General features: G+C 73.9%; 13 protein-coding genes. 1 reads left to right on the plus strand and 12 read right to left on the minus strand.

Annotation, left to right across the window (positions count from 1 at the left end; genetic code table 11):
* Positions 1-98 precede the first annotated feature (98 nt).
* The 7 genes from ACFYU0_RS10150 to ACFYU0_RS10180 form a co-directional block, all read right to left on the minus strand.
* Positions 99-1,079: an N-acetylglucosamine kinase gene (locus ACFYU0_RS10150; protein WP_389299407.1), complete on the minus strand. Its 981-nt coding sequence runs from the start codon at positions 1,077-1,079 to the stop codon at positions 99-101.
* Positions 1,070-2,338: a 6-phospho-beta-glucosidase gene (locus tag ACFYU0_RS10155; RefSeq protein WP_351659173.1), complete on the minus strand. Its 1,269-nt coding sequence runs from the start codon at positions 2,336-2,338 to the stop codon at positions 1,070-1,072. Before ACFYU0_RS10155 ends, ACFYU0_RS10150 begins: the two co-directional genes overlap by 10 nt.
* A 7-nt stretch (positions 2,339-2,345) precedes the next feature.
* Positions 2,346-3,239 (minus strand): carbohydrate ABC transporter permease, encoded by an 894-nt coding sequence (locus ACFYU0_RS10160; RefSeq protein WP_389299410.1) that lies wholly within the window; start codon positions 3,237-3,239, stop codon positions 2,346-2,348.
* A gap of 2 nt (positions 3,240-3,241) precedes the next feature.
* Complete coding sequence (locus ACFYU0_RS10165) at positions 3,242-4,183, minus strand: sugar ABC transporter permease (RefSeq protein WP_351659179.1); 942 nt, start codon at positions 4,181-4,183, stop codon at positions 3,242-3,244.
* Positions 4,184-4,185: 2 nt separating this feature from the next.
* Positions 4,186-5,529, minus strand: a complete 1,344-nt coding sequence (locus ACFYU0_RS10170) for an ABC transporter substrate-binding protein (protein ID WP_389299413.1) — start codon at positions 5,527-5,529, stop codon at positions 4,186-4,188.
* Between the two features lie 83 nt (positions 5,530-5,612).
* The gene (locus tag ACFYU0_RS10175) at positions 5,613-6,824 is read right to left on the minus strand and encodes an ROK family transcriptional regulator (RefSeq protein ID WP_351659185.1); all 1,212 of its coding nucleotides are present in this window, start codon (positions 6,822-6,824) and stop codon (positions 5,613-5,615) included.
* 229 nt (positions 6,825-7,053) lie between these two features.
* Positions 7,054-8,157: a mechanosensitive ion channel family protein gene (locus tag ACFYU0_RS10180; RefSeq protein ID WP_389299416.1), complete on the minus strand. Its 1,104-nt coding sequence runs from the start codon at positions 8,155-8,157 to the stop codon at positions 7,054-7,056.
* A gap of 315 nt (positions 8,158-8,472) precedes the next feature.
* Between ACFYU0_RS10180 and ACFYU0_RS10185 the strand changes: the two genes are divergently transcribed.
* A complete protein-coding gene (locus tag ACFYU0_RS10185; protein WP_199210575.1) occupies positions 8,473-9,009 on the plus strand; it encodes an HNH endonuclease in 537 nt (178 codons plus the stop codon).
* 44 nt (positions 9,010-9,053) lie between these two features.
* Here ACFYU0_RS10185 and ACFYU0_RS10190 read toward each other — a convergent pair whose 3' ends face one another.
* The 5 genes from ACFYU0_RS10190 to ACFYU0_RS10210 all read right to left on the minus strand — a co-directional run bounded on the left by ACFYU0_RS10190 (position 9,054) and on the right by ACFYU0_RS10210 (position 13,759).
* A complete protein-coding gene (locus ACFYU0_RS10190) occupies positions 9,054-9,656 on the minus strand; it encodes a hypothetical protein (RefSeq protein WP_351659191.1) in 603 nt (200 codons plus the stop codon).
* Positions 9,653-10,990: a hypothetical protein gene (locus ACFYU0_RS10195; RefSeq protein WP_389299420.1), complete on the minus strand. Its 1,338-nt coding sequence runs from the start codon at positions 10,988-10,990 to the stop codon at positions 9,653-9,655. The genes ACFYU0_RS10190 and ACFYU0_RS10195 overlap by 4 nt, the downstream gene beginning before the upstream one ends.
* Entirely contained in the window at positions 10,987-11,748 is a 762-nt protein-coding gene (locus ACFYU0_RS10200; RefSeq protein ID WP_389299938.1) for an ATP-binding cassette domain-containing protein, read from the minus strand. Before ACFYU0_RS10200 ends, ACFYU0_RS10195 begins: the two co-directional genes overlap by 4 nt.
* Before the next feature lie 521 nt (positions 11,749-12,269).
* Entirely contained in the window at positions 12,270-13,151 is an 882-nt protein-coding gene (locus ACFYU0_RS10205; RefSeq protein WP_389299423.1) for a zf-HC2 domain-containing protein, read from the minus strand.
* Complete coding sequence (locus ACFYU0_RS10210) at positions 13,148-13,759, minus strand: RNA polymerase sigma factor (protein WP_351659198.1); 612 nt, start codon at positions 13,757-13,759, stop codon at positions 13,148-13,150. The genes ACFYU0_RS10205 and ACFYU0_RS10210 overlap by 4 nt, the downstream gene beginning before the upstream one ends.
* Positions 13,760-13,878: the final 119 nt, after the last annotated feature.

Consider the following 13,878-nt stretch of genomic DNA (forward strand, 5'->3'; position numbering starts at 1 on the left):
CTGGATCTTGATGGGATCGCGGCGTCCCCTGCCCATGAATACGCCGTGGGCACCTGTTCGGTTCCCTCGCCGCCTGCCCCGGAGCGGCCCGGCCGGCCTCAGCGCCGGCCGGTCTCCCAGTGGGCCCGGGCCCGTTCCAGGGCCGCTTCCCCCGCGCGCAGACGGTCCAGGCCCAGGAGGGCCGCGCCGAGCACCGGGGCGGCCGTGACCACGCGGACGTCCGCCTTGGGTGCGCGCGACGCCAGCAGGTCGCGCACGCCGTCGTCGAGCCGGGCGTGACCGGCGCTCAGCACGCTGCCGCCCAGCAGGACCGGGGTCTGCTCGCCGAGGAGGTCCAGCCGGGTCAGCGCCACCGTGGCCATCGTTGCGACCTCCTCGGCGAGGCGGTCCACGAGGGAGCGGGCGACCCGGTCCCCGTGCGCGGCCGTGCGGAACAGCACCGGCGTCAGCTCGTGCCGGCGGCCGTGCTCGACGTGCCCCAGGTGCAGGGCCTCGATGAGGGCGTACATGGAGCGCAGGCCGAAGTGCGCGGGCAGCGTGCGGGCCAGTTCGGTCGCCTCGCCCCGGCCGTCCTCCGCGCGGGCCGCGTGCCACAGGGCCTCCTCGGCTAGGCCCCAGCCGCCGCCCCAGTCGCCGGAGATGCGCCCGATGGCCGGGAAGCGGGCGGTGCGGCCGTCGGGGCGCATCCCGACGCAGTTGATGCCCGCGCCGCACACCACGGCCACGCCCCGCGGCTCGCGCACGCCCGCCCGCAGGATCGCGAAGGTGTCGTTGCGCACCTCCACCGAGGCGCCCCACGCGCGCGCGTGCAGCGCGGCCGCCAACTGCTCCTCCTCCACCGGCAGATCGGCGTTGGCGAGGCAGGCGGAGACATGCGAGGCGGAGGCCGCGCCCGCGGCCGCGAACGCCCGCGCGACCGGCTCGGCGAGGGCGTCCACCGCCGCCTCGACGCCCACCGCCGGCGGGCGGAAGCCGCCGCCGCGGGCCGTGGCCAGCACCTCGCCCCGGGCGGTGACCACGGCCACGTCGGTCTTGCTGTTGCCCGCGTCGATGGCGAGGACGGTCGGGATCAGGCCCACGCGAGGTGCTCCCGGTTGTGCGCGACCAGCCGGTCGGTGAGGGCTTCGGCGTACTCGTACTGGCCGACGAGGGGGTGGGCCAGCAGGGCGCGGAAGACCCGGTCGCGGCCGCCCCGCAGGGCCGCCTCCAGGGCCAGTTCCTCGTACGCCGTCACGTTCGCCACCAGGCCGGCGTACAGCGGGTCGAGGTCCGGCACCGCGAGGGGCGTGGCGCCGGACGGGCCCACCGCCGCCTGCACCTCGATCACCGCGTCGTCCGGGAGGAAGGGCAGGGTGCCCCGGTTGAGCGTGTTGACCACCTGGTACGGGCTTCCCGTGCCGCCGCCCAGCAGGGCCGCCGCCAGGTCGACGGCCGCCTCCGAGTAGAAGGCGCCGCCCCGCTTGGCGAGCAGCGCCGGCTTCTCGTCCAGCGCCGGGTCGGCGTACATCTCCAGCAGTTCGCGCTCCATGGCCGCGACCTCCGCCGCCCGGGAGGGCTTGGTGCGCAGGTCCCGCACCACCTCGTCGTGGGCGTAGTAGTAGCGCAGGTAGTAGGACGGGACCACGCCGAGGCGGTCCAGCAGGGGCCGGGGCAGGCGCAGGTCGGCGGCGACGGCGTCGCCGTGCCGGGCGAGCAGTTCGGGCAGGACGTCCGCGCCCTCGGGTCCGCCGAGCCGCACTCCCGTCTCCCACGTCAGATGGTTCAGGCCCACGTGGTCCAGGTGCACGTCCTTGGGGTCGGTGCCCAGCAGGGCCGCGAACTTGCGCTGCAGCCCGATCGCCACGTTGCACAGTCCGACCGCCCGGTGCCCGGCCTCCAGCAGGGCGCGGGTGACGATGCCGACCGGGTTGGTGAAGTCGATGATCCAGGCGCGCGGGTTGGCACGGCGCACGCGCTCGGCGATGTCCAGCACGACCGGGACCGTGCGCAGCGCCTTGGCGAGGCCGCCCGCGCCGGTCGTCTCCTGGCCGATGCAGCCGCACTCCAGCGGCCACGTCTCGTCCTGCTGCCGGGCGGCCTGACCGCCGACCCGGAGCTGGAGCAGTACGGCGTCGGCGCCGTCCACGCCCGCGTCCAGGTCGGCGGTGGTGACGACACGGCCGGTGTGGCCCTGCTTCGCGAAGATCCGGCGGGCCAGGCCGCCCACCAGCTCCAGGCGTCCGGCGTCCGGGTCCACGAGGACGAGTTCCTCGACCGGCAGGGTGTCCCTGAGCCGGGCGAAGCCGTCGACGAGTTCGGGGGTGTAGGTCGAGCCGCCGCCGACCACGGTGAGTTTCATACGTGGATCAACCCTTTACTCCGGTGAGGGTGACGCCCTCGACGAACGCCTTCTGCGCGAAGAAGAACACGAGGATCACGGGGGCCATGACCAGCACGGTGGCTGCCATGGTGAGGTTCCAGTCGGTGTGGTGGGCGCCCTTGAAGGACTCCAGGCCGTAACTCAGCGTCCAGGCGCCGGGGTTCTCGGAGGCGTAGATCTGCGGGCCGAAGTAGTCGTTCCAGGCGTAGAAGAACTGGAAGAGGGCCACCGCGGCGATGCCGGGCTTCGCCATCGGCAGCACCACCCGCACCAGGGTCCTGAGGTCGCCGCAGCCGTCCACCTTCGCGGCGTCCACGTACTCGTTCGGGATCGTCATCAGGAACTGGCGCAGCAGGAAGATGGAGAACGCGTCCCCGAACGCCATCGGGACGATCAGCGGCCACAGGGTGCCCGACAGGCCGAGCTGCTTGGCCCAGAACAGGTACATCGGGATGACGACCACCTGCGGGGGCAGCATCATCATCGAGATCACCAGCATGAGGGACAGATTCCGGCCCCGGAAGCGGAACTTGGCCAGCGCGTACGCCACGGGTATCGAGGACGCCACGGTGAGCACGGTGCCGAGCCCGGCGTAGATCAGCGTGTTCTTCCACCAGGTGAGGAAGCCCGGGGTGGCGAGGACCTGGCGGTAGTTGCCCCACTCCCAGGTGTGCGGGATCAGGTCCCGGCTCAGTGCCTGGCTGTCGCTCATCAGGGAGGTGAGGAACACGAAGACGAAGGGGAGGGTGAAGAAGAGCGCCGCGGCGACGCCGAGGGAGTGCACCGCGATCCACTCCAGCAGCGCCCGGCGCCGTGCCGCGCGCTCGGCGCCCGGGACGGCCTGGGCCGTCCGCACCGGCTTCTCCAGTACCTGGGTCATGGTCAGTCACCTGCCTGGACGAGGCCGCCCCGGCGCCGCATCAACAGCGCGGTGAACGCCATCGACAGGGCGAACAGGACCAGTGCGACGACACACGCCGAGCCGTAGTCGAAGCGCTGGAAGCCGAGGTTGTAGACGAGTTGGGGGAGGGTGAGGGTGGACTTGTCCGGGTAGCCGGGCTCGAACTGGGTGCCCGCGCCCTGGATCACGCCCGAGGCGACCTTTCCCGCGATCAGCGGCTGCGTGTAGTACTGCATCGTCTGGATCACGCCGGTGACCACGGCGAACATCACGATCGGGGAGATGTTCGGCAGGGTGACGTAGCGGAAGCGCTGCCACGCCGAGGCGCCGTCCAGCTCGGCCGCCTCGTACTGCTCCGCCGGCACGTCGAGCAGCGCGGCCATGAAGACGACCATCAGGTCGCCGATGCCCCACAGGGCGAGCAGGGTCAGGGCCGGCTTGGACCAGGCCGGGTCGCCGAACCAGCCGGGCGCCGGGACGCCGATCCGCTCCAGGATGGAGTCGACCGGGCCCGTGCCGGGGTTGAGCAGGAAGGCGAAGGCCATGGTCGCGGCGACCGGCGGGGCCAGGTAGGGCAGGTAGAACAGGGTGCGGAAGACGCCGGCCCCCGTCCTGATCCTGGTGATGAGCAGCCCGACCCCGAGCCCGAAGACGACCCGGAGCGTCACCATCACCACCACCAGCCACAGGGTGTTGCGCAGCGCCGGCCAGAACAGCGGGTAGTGCTCGAAGACGTAGGTCCAGTTCTTCGTGCCGCTCCACGTCGGCGGCCGGAAGCCGTCGTAGTGCATGAAGGAGAAGTAGACCGTCGAGATCAGCGGGTACGCGAAGAAGACCGCGAAGCCGATCAGCCAGGGCGACATGAAGGCCGCCGTGCGCAGCGCCGCCCTGCGGCGCCTGGAGCCCAGCGTGGTGGTCGCCATGGCTACTTCGCCTGCGCGATGTCCGTGTCGATCTGGGCGGCCGTCTTCCTCAGGCCGGCCTTCAGATCGGTGACCTTGCCGCTCTCGTAGTCGTACCCGAACTGCTGGATCGTCACCAGGTAGACGCCGCCGTTGACCGAGGCGGGGGTGGTGGTGGAGTTCGGGTCGGCGGCGATGTCCAGGAAGGTCTTGAAGCGCGGGTCGTACCGGAGCTTCGGCGACTTCAGCGCGGCCAGGGTGGAGGGCACGTTGTGGATGTCGTTGGCGAAGCCGACCACCGCGTCGGTGTCCGTGGTCATGTACTTCAGCAGTTCCCAGGCCGCGTTCTGCTTGTGGCTGGTGGCGGCGATGCCGGTGATGGTGCCGGTGATGTAGCCCTTGCCGTACTGGTCGGCCTGATCGTCCGGGACCGGCAGCGGGGCCACCCCGATCTCGAACCCTGGCTTGGCCTCCTCGGCCATGCCCAGCCGCCACTCGCCGTCGAGCTGCATGGCGACCTGCCCGGTGTGGAAGGGGTGCCGTGCGCCCCACTCGTCGCCGAGGGTGGCCCGGAACCTCTCCAGCTTCTGGAATCCGCCGAGTTCGTCCACGAGCCGCTTCTGCAGCGTGAAGCCCTTCTCGAAGGCGGGGTCCTTCGCCAGGGCCGACTTGCCGTCCTTGTCGAAGTAGGTCGGCGAGAACTGCCCGAAGTAGTGCTCGGTGGTCGACTCCCAGCCGTGGTAGTCCGGCATGAAGCCGAGCTGCTCGTAGGTGCCGCCCCGGGAGACGGTGAGCTTCTTGGCGTCGGCCTCGAACTCCGACCAGGTCTTCGGCGGGGCCGTGATGCCGGCCTTCCGGAACGCCGTCTTGTTGTAGTAGAGCCCGTAGGCGTCGCCCAGCAGCGGCGCCGTGCAGCGGTCGCCCTCGAACCGGGTGTACTCGTTCATGGCCTTCGGGAAGGTCGTCTCCGGGTCGATGCCCGCCTTCTCGAAGAACGGGTTCAGGTCGATGAGCGCGCCCGACGAGCAGAACTTGCCGACGTTGTTGGTGGTGAACGAGGAGATCACGTCGGGGGCCCGGTCGCCGCCGGTGCGCAGCGCCTGGTTGATCTTGTCGTCGGTCATGTTGCCGACCACGTTCACATGGATGTTGGGGTGCGCCTTCTCGAACCCGGCGACCAGGGACCTCACCGCCTTGACCTCGTTCGGCGCGCTCCAGGCGTGCCAGAAGTTGATCGTCGTCTCCTTGGAGGCGTCGTCGGAGGCGCCGGAGCCGGACTGGCCGGTGCAGGCGGTGGTGAGCAGGGCGAGCGAGGCGGTCAGGGCGAAGGCCGCTTTTCGGGCGGTTCCGGGTACGGCTGTGGGCATGGCGGGGTCTCCCGGGGACGGGGTGGGTGAGGAGGGAGTGCTTCGGTGGGGCTCGGGGGAGTGCTTCGGTGGGGCTCGGGCGCTCAGCGCGAGGTGTCGAAGACCTCGTCGCGGGTGGTCGCGAGCGCGGACTCCAGCGCGCCGCGCAGCACGGGGTGTTCCGTCACGTCGCCGACGGCCAGCCGGGGGCGGGCCGCGGCGAGTTCCTCCAGCTCGGCCTGGACGAGGGCGCGCAGCACCTCGCCGCCGGCCGTCAGGGCGGAGCCGCTGAGGACGACGAGTTCGGGGTCGAGGACGGAGACCAGCGAGGCGAGACCGGTGGCCAGCCGGGTCGCGTAGGTCCGCAGCAGTTCCCGGTGCGGCCCGCCGGCGTGGTCGGCCGCCCGCGCCAGGAGGGCGGCGGCCACCTCGGGGTACGGGCCCGCCGGCACGTCGCCGACGCCGAGTTCGCGGGCCAGCTTCGGTACGGCCTGGGAGCCGGCCAGCTCCTGGTAGCCGCCGCTGTTGGCCTTGGTCACCTGGCGCACCAGGGGCGTGCCCGGCACGGGCAGGAAGCCGACCTCGCCGGCGCCGCCGGTCCAGCCGCGGTGCAGCCGGCCGCCGAGGACCAGGGCGGCGCCCATGCCCTCCTGGTTCCACAGCAGGACGAAGTCCGTGTGGCCGCGGGCCGCGCCGAGCCGCTGTTCGGCGATGGCGACGAGGTTGACGTCGTTCTCGTACTCGACCGGCATCGGCAGCGCGGCGGCGAGTTCGTCCAGGAGGGCGGGGGAGTGCCAGCCGGGCAGGTGCGAGGCGTAGCGCAGCCGGCCGGTGCCCGGGTCGAAGGCGCCCGGGGTGCCGATGACCAGCCGGTGCACGTCGGACCGGGCGAGGCCCGCGGCCTTAACGGCGCCGTCGAGGGCCTCGGTGACCTGCTGCACGACGGGCCGGGCCGGACGCCGGCCCGGGGTGGGCAGCTCGTACTCGCCGGCCGTGCGGCCGGTGACGTCCGCGACGGCGGCGCGGATGCGGTGCGGGGTGACGTCGAGCCCGGCCGCGTACGCGGCGCCCGGGTTCACGGCGTAGAGCTGGGCGTTCGGGCCCGGCCGCCCTTCGCTGGTGCCGGTGACCCGGACCAGCCCGGCCGCCTCCAGCCGGGCCAGGAGCTGGGACGCGGTCGGCTTGGACAGGCCGGTGAGCTTGCCGATGCGGGTGCGGGACAGCGGGCCGTGCTCCAGGAGGAGGTCCAGCGCGGCGCGGTCGTTCATGGCGCGCAGGACCCGCGGGGTGCCCGGCGTACCGGCGGTTCCTGCCATGCGGTCGACACCTGCCTTTCCAACTGCCCAGCTTTTCAGTGACCTGGGCATGACGTCCAGCCTTGATCAACGGGCGCCCGGAAGATCACTGTTAGGAAACTTTCCTATTGGCGTGGGAGGAACGTAAGCCCAGGACGAAGAGGGCGTCAATAGACGACGCCCCCGAGGCGACGGAGTCGTCGCCTCGGGGGCGGGAGTCAGGAGGGGGCAGGGCGCCTGCGGCGCCGCGCTACTTGCCCGGAGGGGCCGGGCGCTGGGTGGCGATCGGGGCCGCGGCCACGGACTGCGGGGACTCGGCGTTGGCGTACACCGACGGCGCCGCCACCGCCGCGGCCGGGTCCGGGGCGTCCTCGACGTCCTCCACGGCGGTCGCGCCGCCCACGATGCGGATGCTCGCCGCGTCGAAGGCCCGCTTGACCCGCCAGCGCAGCTCGCGCTCCACGGCGACCGACTTGCCGGGCATGGTCCGCGCGGTGAGCCGCATGACCATGGAGTCGATCAGCACGCTGTCCAGGCCCAGCACCTCGACCTGACCCCAGAGCAGCTCGTTCCAGGGCTCTTCCTTGCTCATCTTCTCGGCGACCTCGTCCAGGACGGCCTTCACCCGGTCCAGGTCCTCGCTCGCCCGCACGGTCACGTCGACCCCGGCGGTGGCCCAGCCCTGCGAGAGGTTGCCGATCCGCTTGACCTCGCCGTTGCGGACGTACCAGATCTCACCGCCGTCACCGCGCAGCTTGGTCACCCGCAGCCCGACCTCGATCACCTCGCCCGCGGCCACACCCGCGTCGATGACGTCGCCGACGCCGTACTGGTCCTCCAGGATCATGAAGACACCGGAGAGGAAGTCCGTGACCAGGTTCCGGGCGCCGAAACCGATCGCCACGCCCGCCACACCGGCCGAGGCCAGCAGCGGCGCCAGGTTGATCCTGAAGGTGGACAGCACCATCAGCGCGGCCGTGCCGAGGATCAGGAAACTGGCCACCGAGCGCAGCACGGAGCCGATCGCCGCCGCCCGCTGACGGCGCCGCTCGACGTTGACCAGCAGCCCGCCCAGCGCGCTGCCCTCCGCGGCCTGCGCGGTCCGGGTCATGCGCTCGATCAGCTTGGTGATCGCCCGCCGCACCACCGCTCTGAGCGCCACGGCCACGACCACGACGAGCACGATCTGCAGGCCCATCGCCAGCCAGGTCGACCAGTTCTGCTCCACCCAGCTCGCGGCGTTCGTCGCGTGCTCCTGGGCGTCCTGCAGGCTGGGAACGGCCGGCGTCGCCGAACCCGAGGGGGACGGCGAGGGAGTCGCACCGGCGGCCGTGAGGACGGCGGGCAAGGACACGGCGGGTACCTCCATGGTGCTGCGCGGTCCGCTCCGGCGGGGCGGTCAAGGTCTTCGCGATCACGAAAAGGTCACCGGGCGGACAGAACCAACACACTAACGGGGCATCGTGTGTGCTCCGCGCCGTTCCGCCCAAGGGAGACGGGTCTCACCTGGGCTTGAACACGCCATGATCCGGGGGACACATCAGGTGTGGTCGAAAACACTCCCAGCCCGTTACCGGGACATGGTGGCGCGTTCACCAGGCATGAGGGGAGACTGACTGCAGATCGTCCCGGCGCGAGCCACGCGCCGCCGACGCCCAAGGAGGCACCCGTGCCGCACGTCCTGGTCCTCAACGCGTCGTACGAGCCGCTCGGCGTCGTACCGCTCCGCCGCGCGCTCGTCCTCGTCCTGGAGAACAAGGCCGTCTCCCTCGAGGAATCCGGCGCCTTTATGCACAGCGCGACCGTCACAGTCTCCGCGCCCAGCGTGGTCCGGCTGAAGCGTTTCGTGCGGGTTCCCTACCGGGGGCCCGTTCCTCTCACCCGCCGCGCGCTGTTCGCGCGCGACGGGGGCCGGTGCATGTACTGCGGTGGCGTCGCAACCAGCGTCGACCACGTCATCCCGCGCAGCCGCGGGGGCAAGCACGTCTGGGACAACGTGGTGGCCTCGTGCCGCCGCTGCAACCACGTGAAGGCCGACCGGCACCTCGTCGAGATCGGCTGGCGGCTGCGCCACAAACCCGCCCCGCCCACCGGTCTGGCCTGGCGCATCATCGGCACCGGCCACAGGGACCCGCGCTGGCTGCCCTACTTGCAGCCGTACGGCGCGGACGACGCCATGGCCCGGATCGACGGCATCTCAGCCTGACGGTTCCGGGCCTTCGCGCACCCCGCGGCCGGACGGCTCCTCGTTCAGCCGCGGGGCCCTTCGGCACGCGCCCCGCGCACCGCGTACAGCGCGGCGCCCACCACGAAAGCGGTCAGCGCCGCGGCCCAGGCGCCCGGTTGCGCACCGGGTTGCATCGGCCACGCCCACACCGTGACCGCTCGTCCGCGCGCCCCCGAGGAGGCCAGATAGACGGCCGTCACATAGCCGAACGCGGGCAGCCAGCTCAGCCGGGCGCCCAGCACGGCGGCCGCCGCGGCCGTGACGCCGGTGCAGCCGAGCGTGTTGCGGACGACCGCGGGCGGCCCGAAGGTCTCCGCGTGCCCCAGCACCGCCAGCGGCAGCAGCACCGCCGCCAGCGCGGTCAGCGCCCCGAGCTGCGCCAGCCGCCGCGGCCACCAGGGCCGTACGGCCGTCCGGTCCAGCTCGTCGGACGCCGAGTACAGGCTGGTGCCGATCACGGCGGCCGCCAGCAGCGGGGCCAGGGCGACCACCGGCACCCGGCGGTAGGGGTCGAGGTAGGCGTCCAGGCTGCCCGCGGCCCACACCGCGAAGGCGGTGGTGCCGGCCAGCGCGAGCAGGGTGAGGGGCAGGGCGCGGGAGCGGGCGTAGAGGAGGGGACCGGTCACAGCGCTGGCACCCCCTTCACGTCACAGGTGCCCGCCGTCGCGAAGTACGCCGACAGCCAGTCCCGGCGCTCCTGCGCGCCCATGGCGGCCAGCGCGGCCCGGGCGGCGAGGCGCTTGCGCAGCCCGGCGCGGTGAGCCGCGTCGCCACGGGCGTCCATGTCGTCGAAGTGCTTCTGCGCCGGGCTGGGGGCGAGATAGGTCTCCACGGCGTCGTCGGCCAGGGACTTCCGCTCCGTGGGGTGCGAGCAGTCGGGGCGCCGCTGCAGGGCCGCCGTCGCCTCCCACGCGAACTGCCGCGGATCGGTGAGCCGGCCCCGTACCACCGACCAGCCGAGCGGTGTGAAAGCCGGCAGCTGCGCCTCGGCGCCGTGCGACTCCTGGTCGCGCGCCTCCCACCGCACCGGCAGGTTCCGCACCCCTTCGAGCCTGCCCGTGATCCCCGACAGGGCCTCGGTGACCTGCGGCAGCATCCCCGCGTACCGGGCGTTCACGCAGACCGCCGGGGTGGTGGAGGTGTCGCACACCTGGCGGTGCGCGAGCGGCGCCTCGCGCCACAGTCCGTCCCCGGTCTGCGTCAGCACCGCCCCCGCCGCGACGGCGGCGGCCAGCGGCAGCAGGGCCGTCACCCGGCGCCGCGCCGCGTACGCCAGCACGGCGGCGAACGCCAGGCCCGCCGTCCATACGGCCATCGACACCGGCTGCCACCACACCGGGACGCCGGTGGTCGTGACGGAGAACGCCGGGTTGAGATGCCGTGCGGAACCCGAGCGGCTCATCGACGCGAGGCCGAGCCCGGCGTACCCCGCGATCGCCAGCAGCGGTGCGGCCAGCCGGGTGGGGACGACGCGGCCCACCACGTGCCCGAGCAGCGCGGCCGCCGCCACCACGACGGTGTCCCCCGGCAGCAGGCCGGGGTGCGGGCGGTCGCCCTGTGCGTACCGCCAGGTGGCGAGCATCGCCAGGCCGGCCGCGGCCAGGTAGCCGGCCGCCGTCCAGAGCGCGACGGGCAGGGCCGAGGCCAGGAAACGGGCGAGCGGCGACCGGACGACCGTCCCCCACAGCTCCTCGGTACGGCGTCGCCGCTCCCGCCCGCCCTGCCAGCAGCCCGCCGCGGCGGCCAGCGGCGCGGCGATCAGGACGGTGATGTGCGTCTGGGCGGCGGTCTCCGCCCAGCCGCCTTGCCAGCGGGCGGCCGAGCCGGCCAGCAGGACGCCGACGGTGAGCAGTACGGCGGCCCCGGCGAAGGGCGCGAACCCGCGCACGGCCTCGGCGCGCAGCGGACGGGGGGCCCGCAGGGCGGGAACCGGTGTTCCGCGGTCGGTCACGAGGCTCATCGCACCGACTCCCTCGTCCGCGCGCCGTCGCGGTGGGCCCGCAGCGCGGCCGTGTAGCCGCGCTCGATCGGGTGGTCGCCCGGCCCGCCCGAGGTCTCGCCCAGCAGCGTGAGCGTGCGCGGGGTGCCGCGGTAGGCGATCCGGCCCCCGTCGAGCAGGGTGACCTCCGTGCAGGCGGCGGCCACGTCCTCCACCAGGTGGGTGGAGACCACCACCGTGGCCGAGGCGCCGAGCTCGCGCAGCAGTTCGCGGAACTCCACGCGCTGCTCGGGGTCGAGACCGGCGGTGGGCTCGTCCAGCAGCAGCACGCCCGGCTCGTTGACGATCGCCTGGGCGATGCCGACCCGGCGGACCATGCCCCCGGAGAGGGTGCGGATCTTCGCGTCGGCGCGGTCCGCGAGGCCGACCCGGGCCACCGCTTCCGCCACGGCGGCCGGGACCCGCGCGGCGGGCATCTCCTTCAGCCAGGCCACGTACCCGACGAACTCCCGCACCGTGAAGCCCGGGTAGTAGCCGAACTCCTGCGGCAGATAGCCGAGGTCCCGCCGGACCGCGGACCGTCCGCGGTGCCCGGCGGTGTCCTGGCCGAGGATCTCCACCCGCCCGGCGGACGGCCGGGCCACGGTGGCCAGAACCCGGATCAGCGAGGTCTTCCCGGCGCCGTTCGGCCCGAGCAGCCCGTGCACACCGGTGCCGAGGTCCAGATCCACGCCGTCCAGCGCGAGATGCTTCCGATGCCGGACCCACAGGCCGGACACGAGTATGGAACTCAAGAGGTCTCCAGAGATGGCTGCCGGTGACGGCCACGGGTGGCGGTGGTCACCGGGGGGTGGGGTGATCGGACGGTCGTGAGCGCGTACGGCGCCGGGCGGTGCGGCGGGGGCCGCGTGCCGGGCCGGGTGCGGGCCGGCTGAGTCCGCCGGGGCGGCTCGGCTGGTCGCGGGTCCTGTTGCCCGGGTGGTTCGGTTGGTTGCGGGTGGGGCGTCGGTCCGGCCGGCCGGTGGCTTTCGGGACGGCCCGGCGGTCGCGGGCCGTTCCGGTGAGGGCGGCTGTCTGGCCACGGGTCATGCCGGTCGGCGGGGTCGTGGGTCCTGGTGCTCGGGGTGGTTCGGTCGGTCGGGCGGTCGGGGCGCAGGGGCCCGGCGGCGACGGGGCCACCAGGCCGGGAGCGCTCCCGGCCTGGTGGCCCGGCCGTCCGGCCGGGGACTCCTGCTGCCGCGTGGATCAGGCGGTCGTGGGCGACGCCGTCACGTGCCGGGTGACGCGGCAGGGGCGGGCTTCAGCGGTGAAGCGGTCGGTCGTAGGCCTGGCGGCGGGCGGTGAGGAGGGCGGCGCTCAGGACGGCGGCCGCCGCCCACGCGCCCTGTGCCGCCGCGCCGTCGAAGCAACGCGAGAGCTGCTCGGCCAGGCGCGTGGTGACCTCGCCGCCCGGAGCGCCGGGCACGGGGGCGCCGACGGCGCACAGCCAGCCCCCGGCCGTGACCCCGGACGCCGCCCGGCAGCCGACGAAGGAGGCCAGGGCCAGCGTGCCCAGGGTCAGGGCCAGCCCCGGCAGCAGCCAGGCCGCGGCGGCCGGGGCGCCGGATGCGGGCAGCAGCAGCCCGGTCAGGGTCAGCGGCGGCAGGCTCACCGCGAGCACGGCGGCCGTCCGGGTCAGCGCCAGCCGCAGCCCGCCGGCCGGACTGGCCGCGGCCACCTCGTACAGCGGGTCGGCGTGCGGCCCGTAGGACAGCGCGACCCCGGCCACGGGCACCACCGGCGCGATCGCCAGCAGCAGCGCCCGCGCGCCGGGCACGCCGCCCCCGTACCCCAGGGCCATCGCCGCCACCGCGACGAGCAGCACGGCCGGCAGCCAGGCTCCCCGCACGGCCGGCCCGGCGGCCCAGAGCAGCCGGGCGATCCGGGGCAGCGCCGGGGCCGGGGGCGCCACGGAGCGGGCCTCCCCCGCGGGCGCCGCTGCCAGCACCGCCCCGCGGACCTCGTCGAGCACCGCGCCGGCCGCCGTGCCGCGCACCGCCCGCGACACCAGCGCCGCGCAGCCGGGGCAGTCCTCCAAGTGCTTCTCCAGGGACCACGCGTCCGGCTCGGCCAGGGAGCCGTCGGCGTAACGGGCGACGAGGCGGGGTGAGGCGTGCCAGACGTGCGGGTCGCCGTGGGTCATGCCGTGCCTCCCAGCGGGGACGGGTTCAGATGGGCCAGCGCGGACCGCAGCTCCGTACGGGCGCGCCGGGCGCGGGATTTGACGGTGCCCTCGGGTATGCCGAGCAGCCGGGCCGCCTCCCGGGTGCTCAGCCCGTCGACGACGGTCGCGCGCAGCACCTCGCGCAGCTCGGGGGAGATCCGGTCCAGCGCGGCGCCGACGTCCCCGTACTCGAGACCGGCCAGCACCCTGTCCTCGGCGGAGGGCGCGGCGGCCGGCTCGTGGACGCCGTCCGCCGACTCCAGCGGCGCGCCCGCCACCCGCGCGGCCCGCTCCTGCGCCCGCCGCGCGTCGACCAGCCGCCGTGCCGCGATCGTCCACAGCCAGCCGCCGGTCTCCTGGCCGCGGTGCCCGGCCGCCGACCGCCACACGGTGACGAACGTGTCCTGCAGCACCTCCCGGACGACCTCCGGATCGGCGCAGCGCCTGCTCAATCGCGCGTGCACCCAGCCGGCGTGCCGGTCGTACAGATCGGCCATGGCGGCCGCGTCGCCCGCCGCGACGGCCCGCAGCAGCGCCGCGTCCCCGTCCTTCTCCCGCTGGCCCCCCACGGGGCGGAACAGTCTCACACTCCCTCTATCGATCACGCGCCCGGCATCGGTTCACCGGACGCGCACACGCGTGCCCGGGCGGCGGGGCGAGTGGCTTCGGCCTCGCGGGGTAGGCCTGCCCTGACCACCGCTAGCCG

The sequence above is a fragment of the Streptomyces sp. NPDC003720 genome (assembly GCF_042875075.1).
In the GTDB taxonomy this organism is placed as follows: domain Bacteria; phylum Actinomycetota; class Actinomycetes; order Streptomycetales; family Streptomycetaceae; genus Streptomyces.

Excerpts from the sequence above, each read along its gene's own strand:
- ACFYU0_RS10205 (WP_389299423.1), bottom strand. The coding sequence starts at position 13,151 with ATGACCCACGGCGACCCGCACGTCTGGCACGCCTCACCCCGCCTCGTC.
- ACFYU0_RS10195 (WP_389299420.1), bottom strand. The coding sequence starts at position 10,990 with ATGAGCCTCGTGACCGACCGCGGAACACCGGTTCCCGCCCTGCGGGCC.
- ACFYU0_RS10155 (WP_351659173.1), bottom strand. The coding sequence starts at position 2,338 with ATGAAACTCACCGTGGTCGGCGGCGGCTCGACCTACACCCCCGAACTC.
- ACFYU0_RS10175 (WP_351659185.1), bottom strand. The coding sequence starts at position 6,824 with ATGGCAGGAACCGCCGGTACGCCGGGCACCCCGCGGGTCCTGCGCGCC.
- ACFYU0_RS10160 (WP_389299410.1), bottom strand. The coding sequence starts at position 3,239 with ATGACCCAGGTACTGGAGAAGCCGGTGCGGACGGCCCAGGCCGTCCCG.
- ACFYU0_RS10170 (WP_389299413.1), bottom strand. The coding sequence starts at position 5,529 with ATGCCCACAGCCGTACCCGGAACCGCCCGAAAAGCGGCCTTCGCCCTG.
- ACFYU0_RS10165 (WP_351659179.1), bottom strand. The coding sequence starts at position 4,183 with ATGGCGACCACCACGCTGGGCTCCAGGCGCCGCAGGGCGGCGCTGCGC.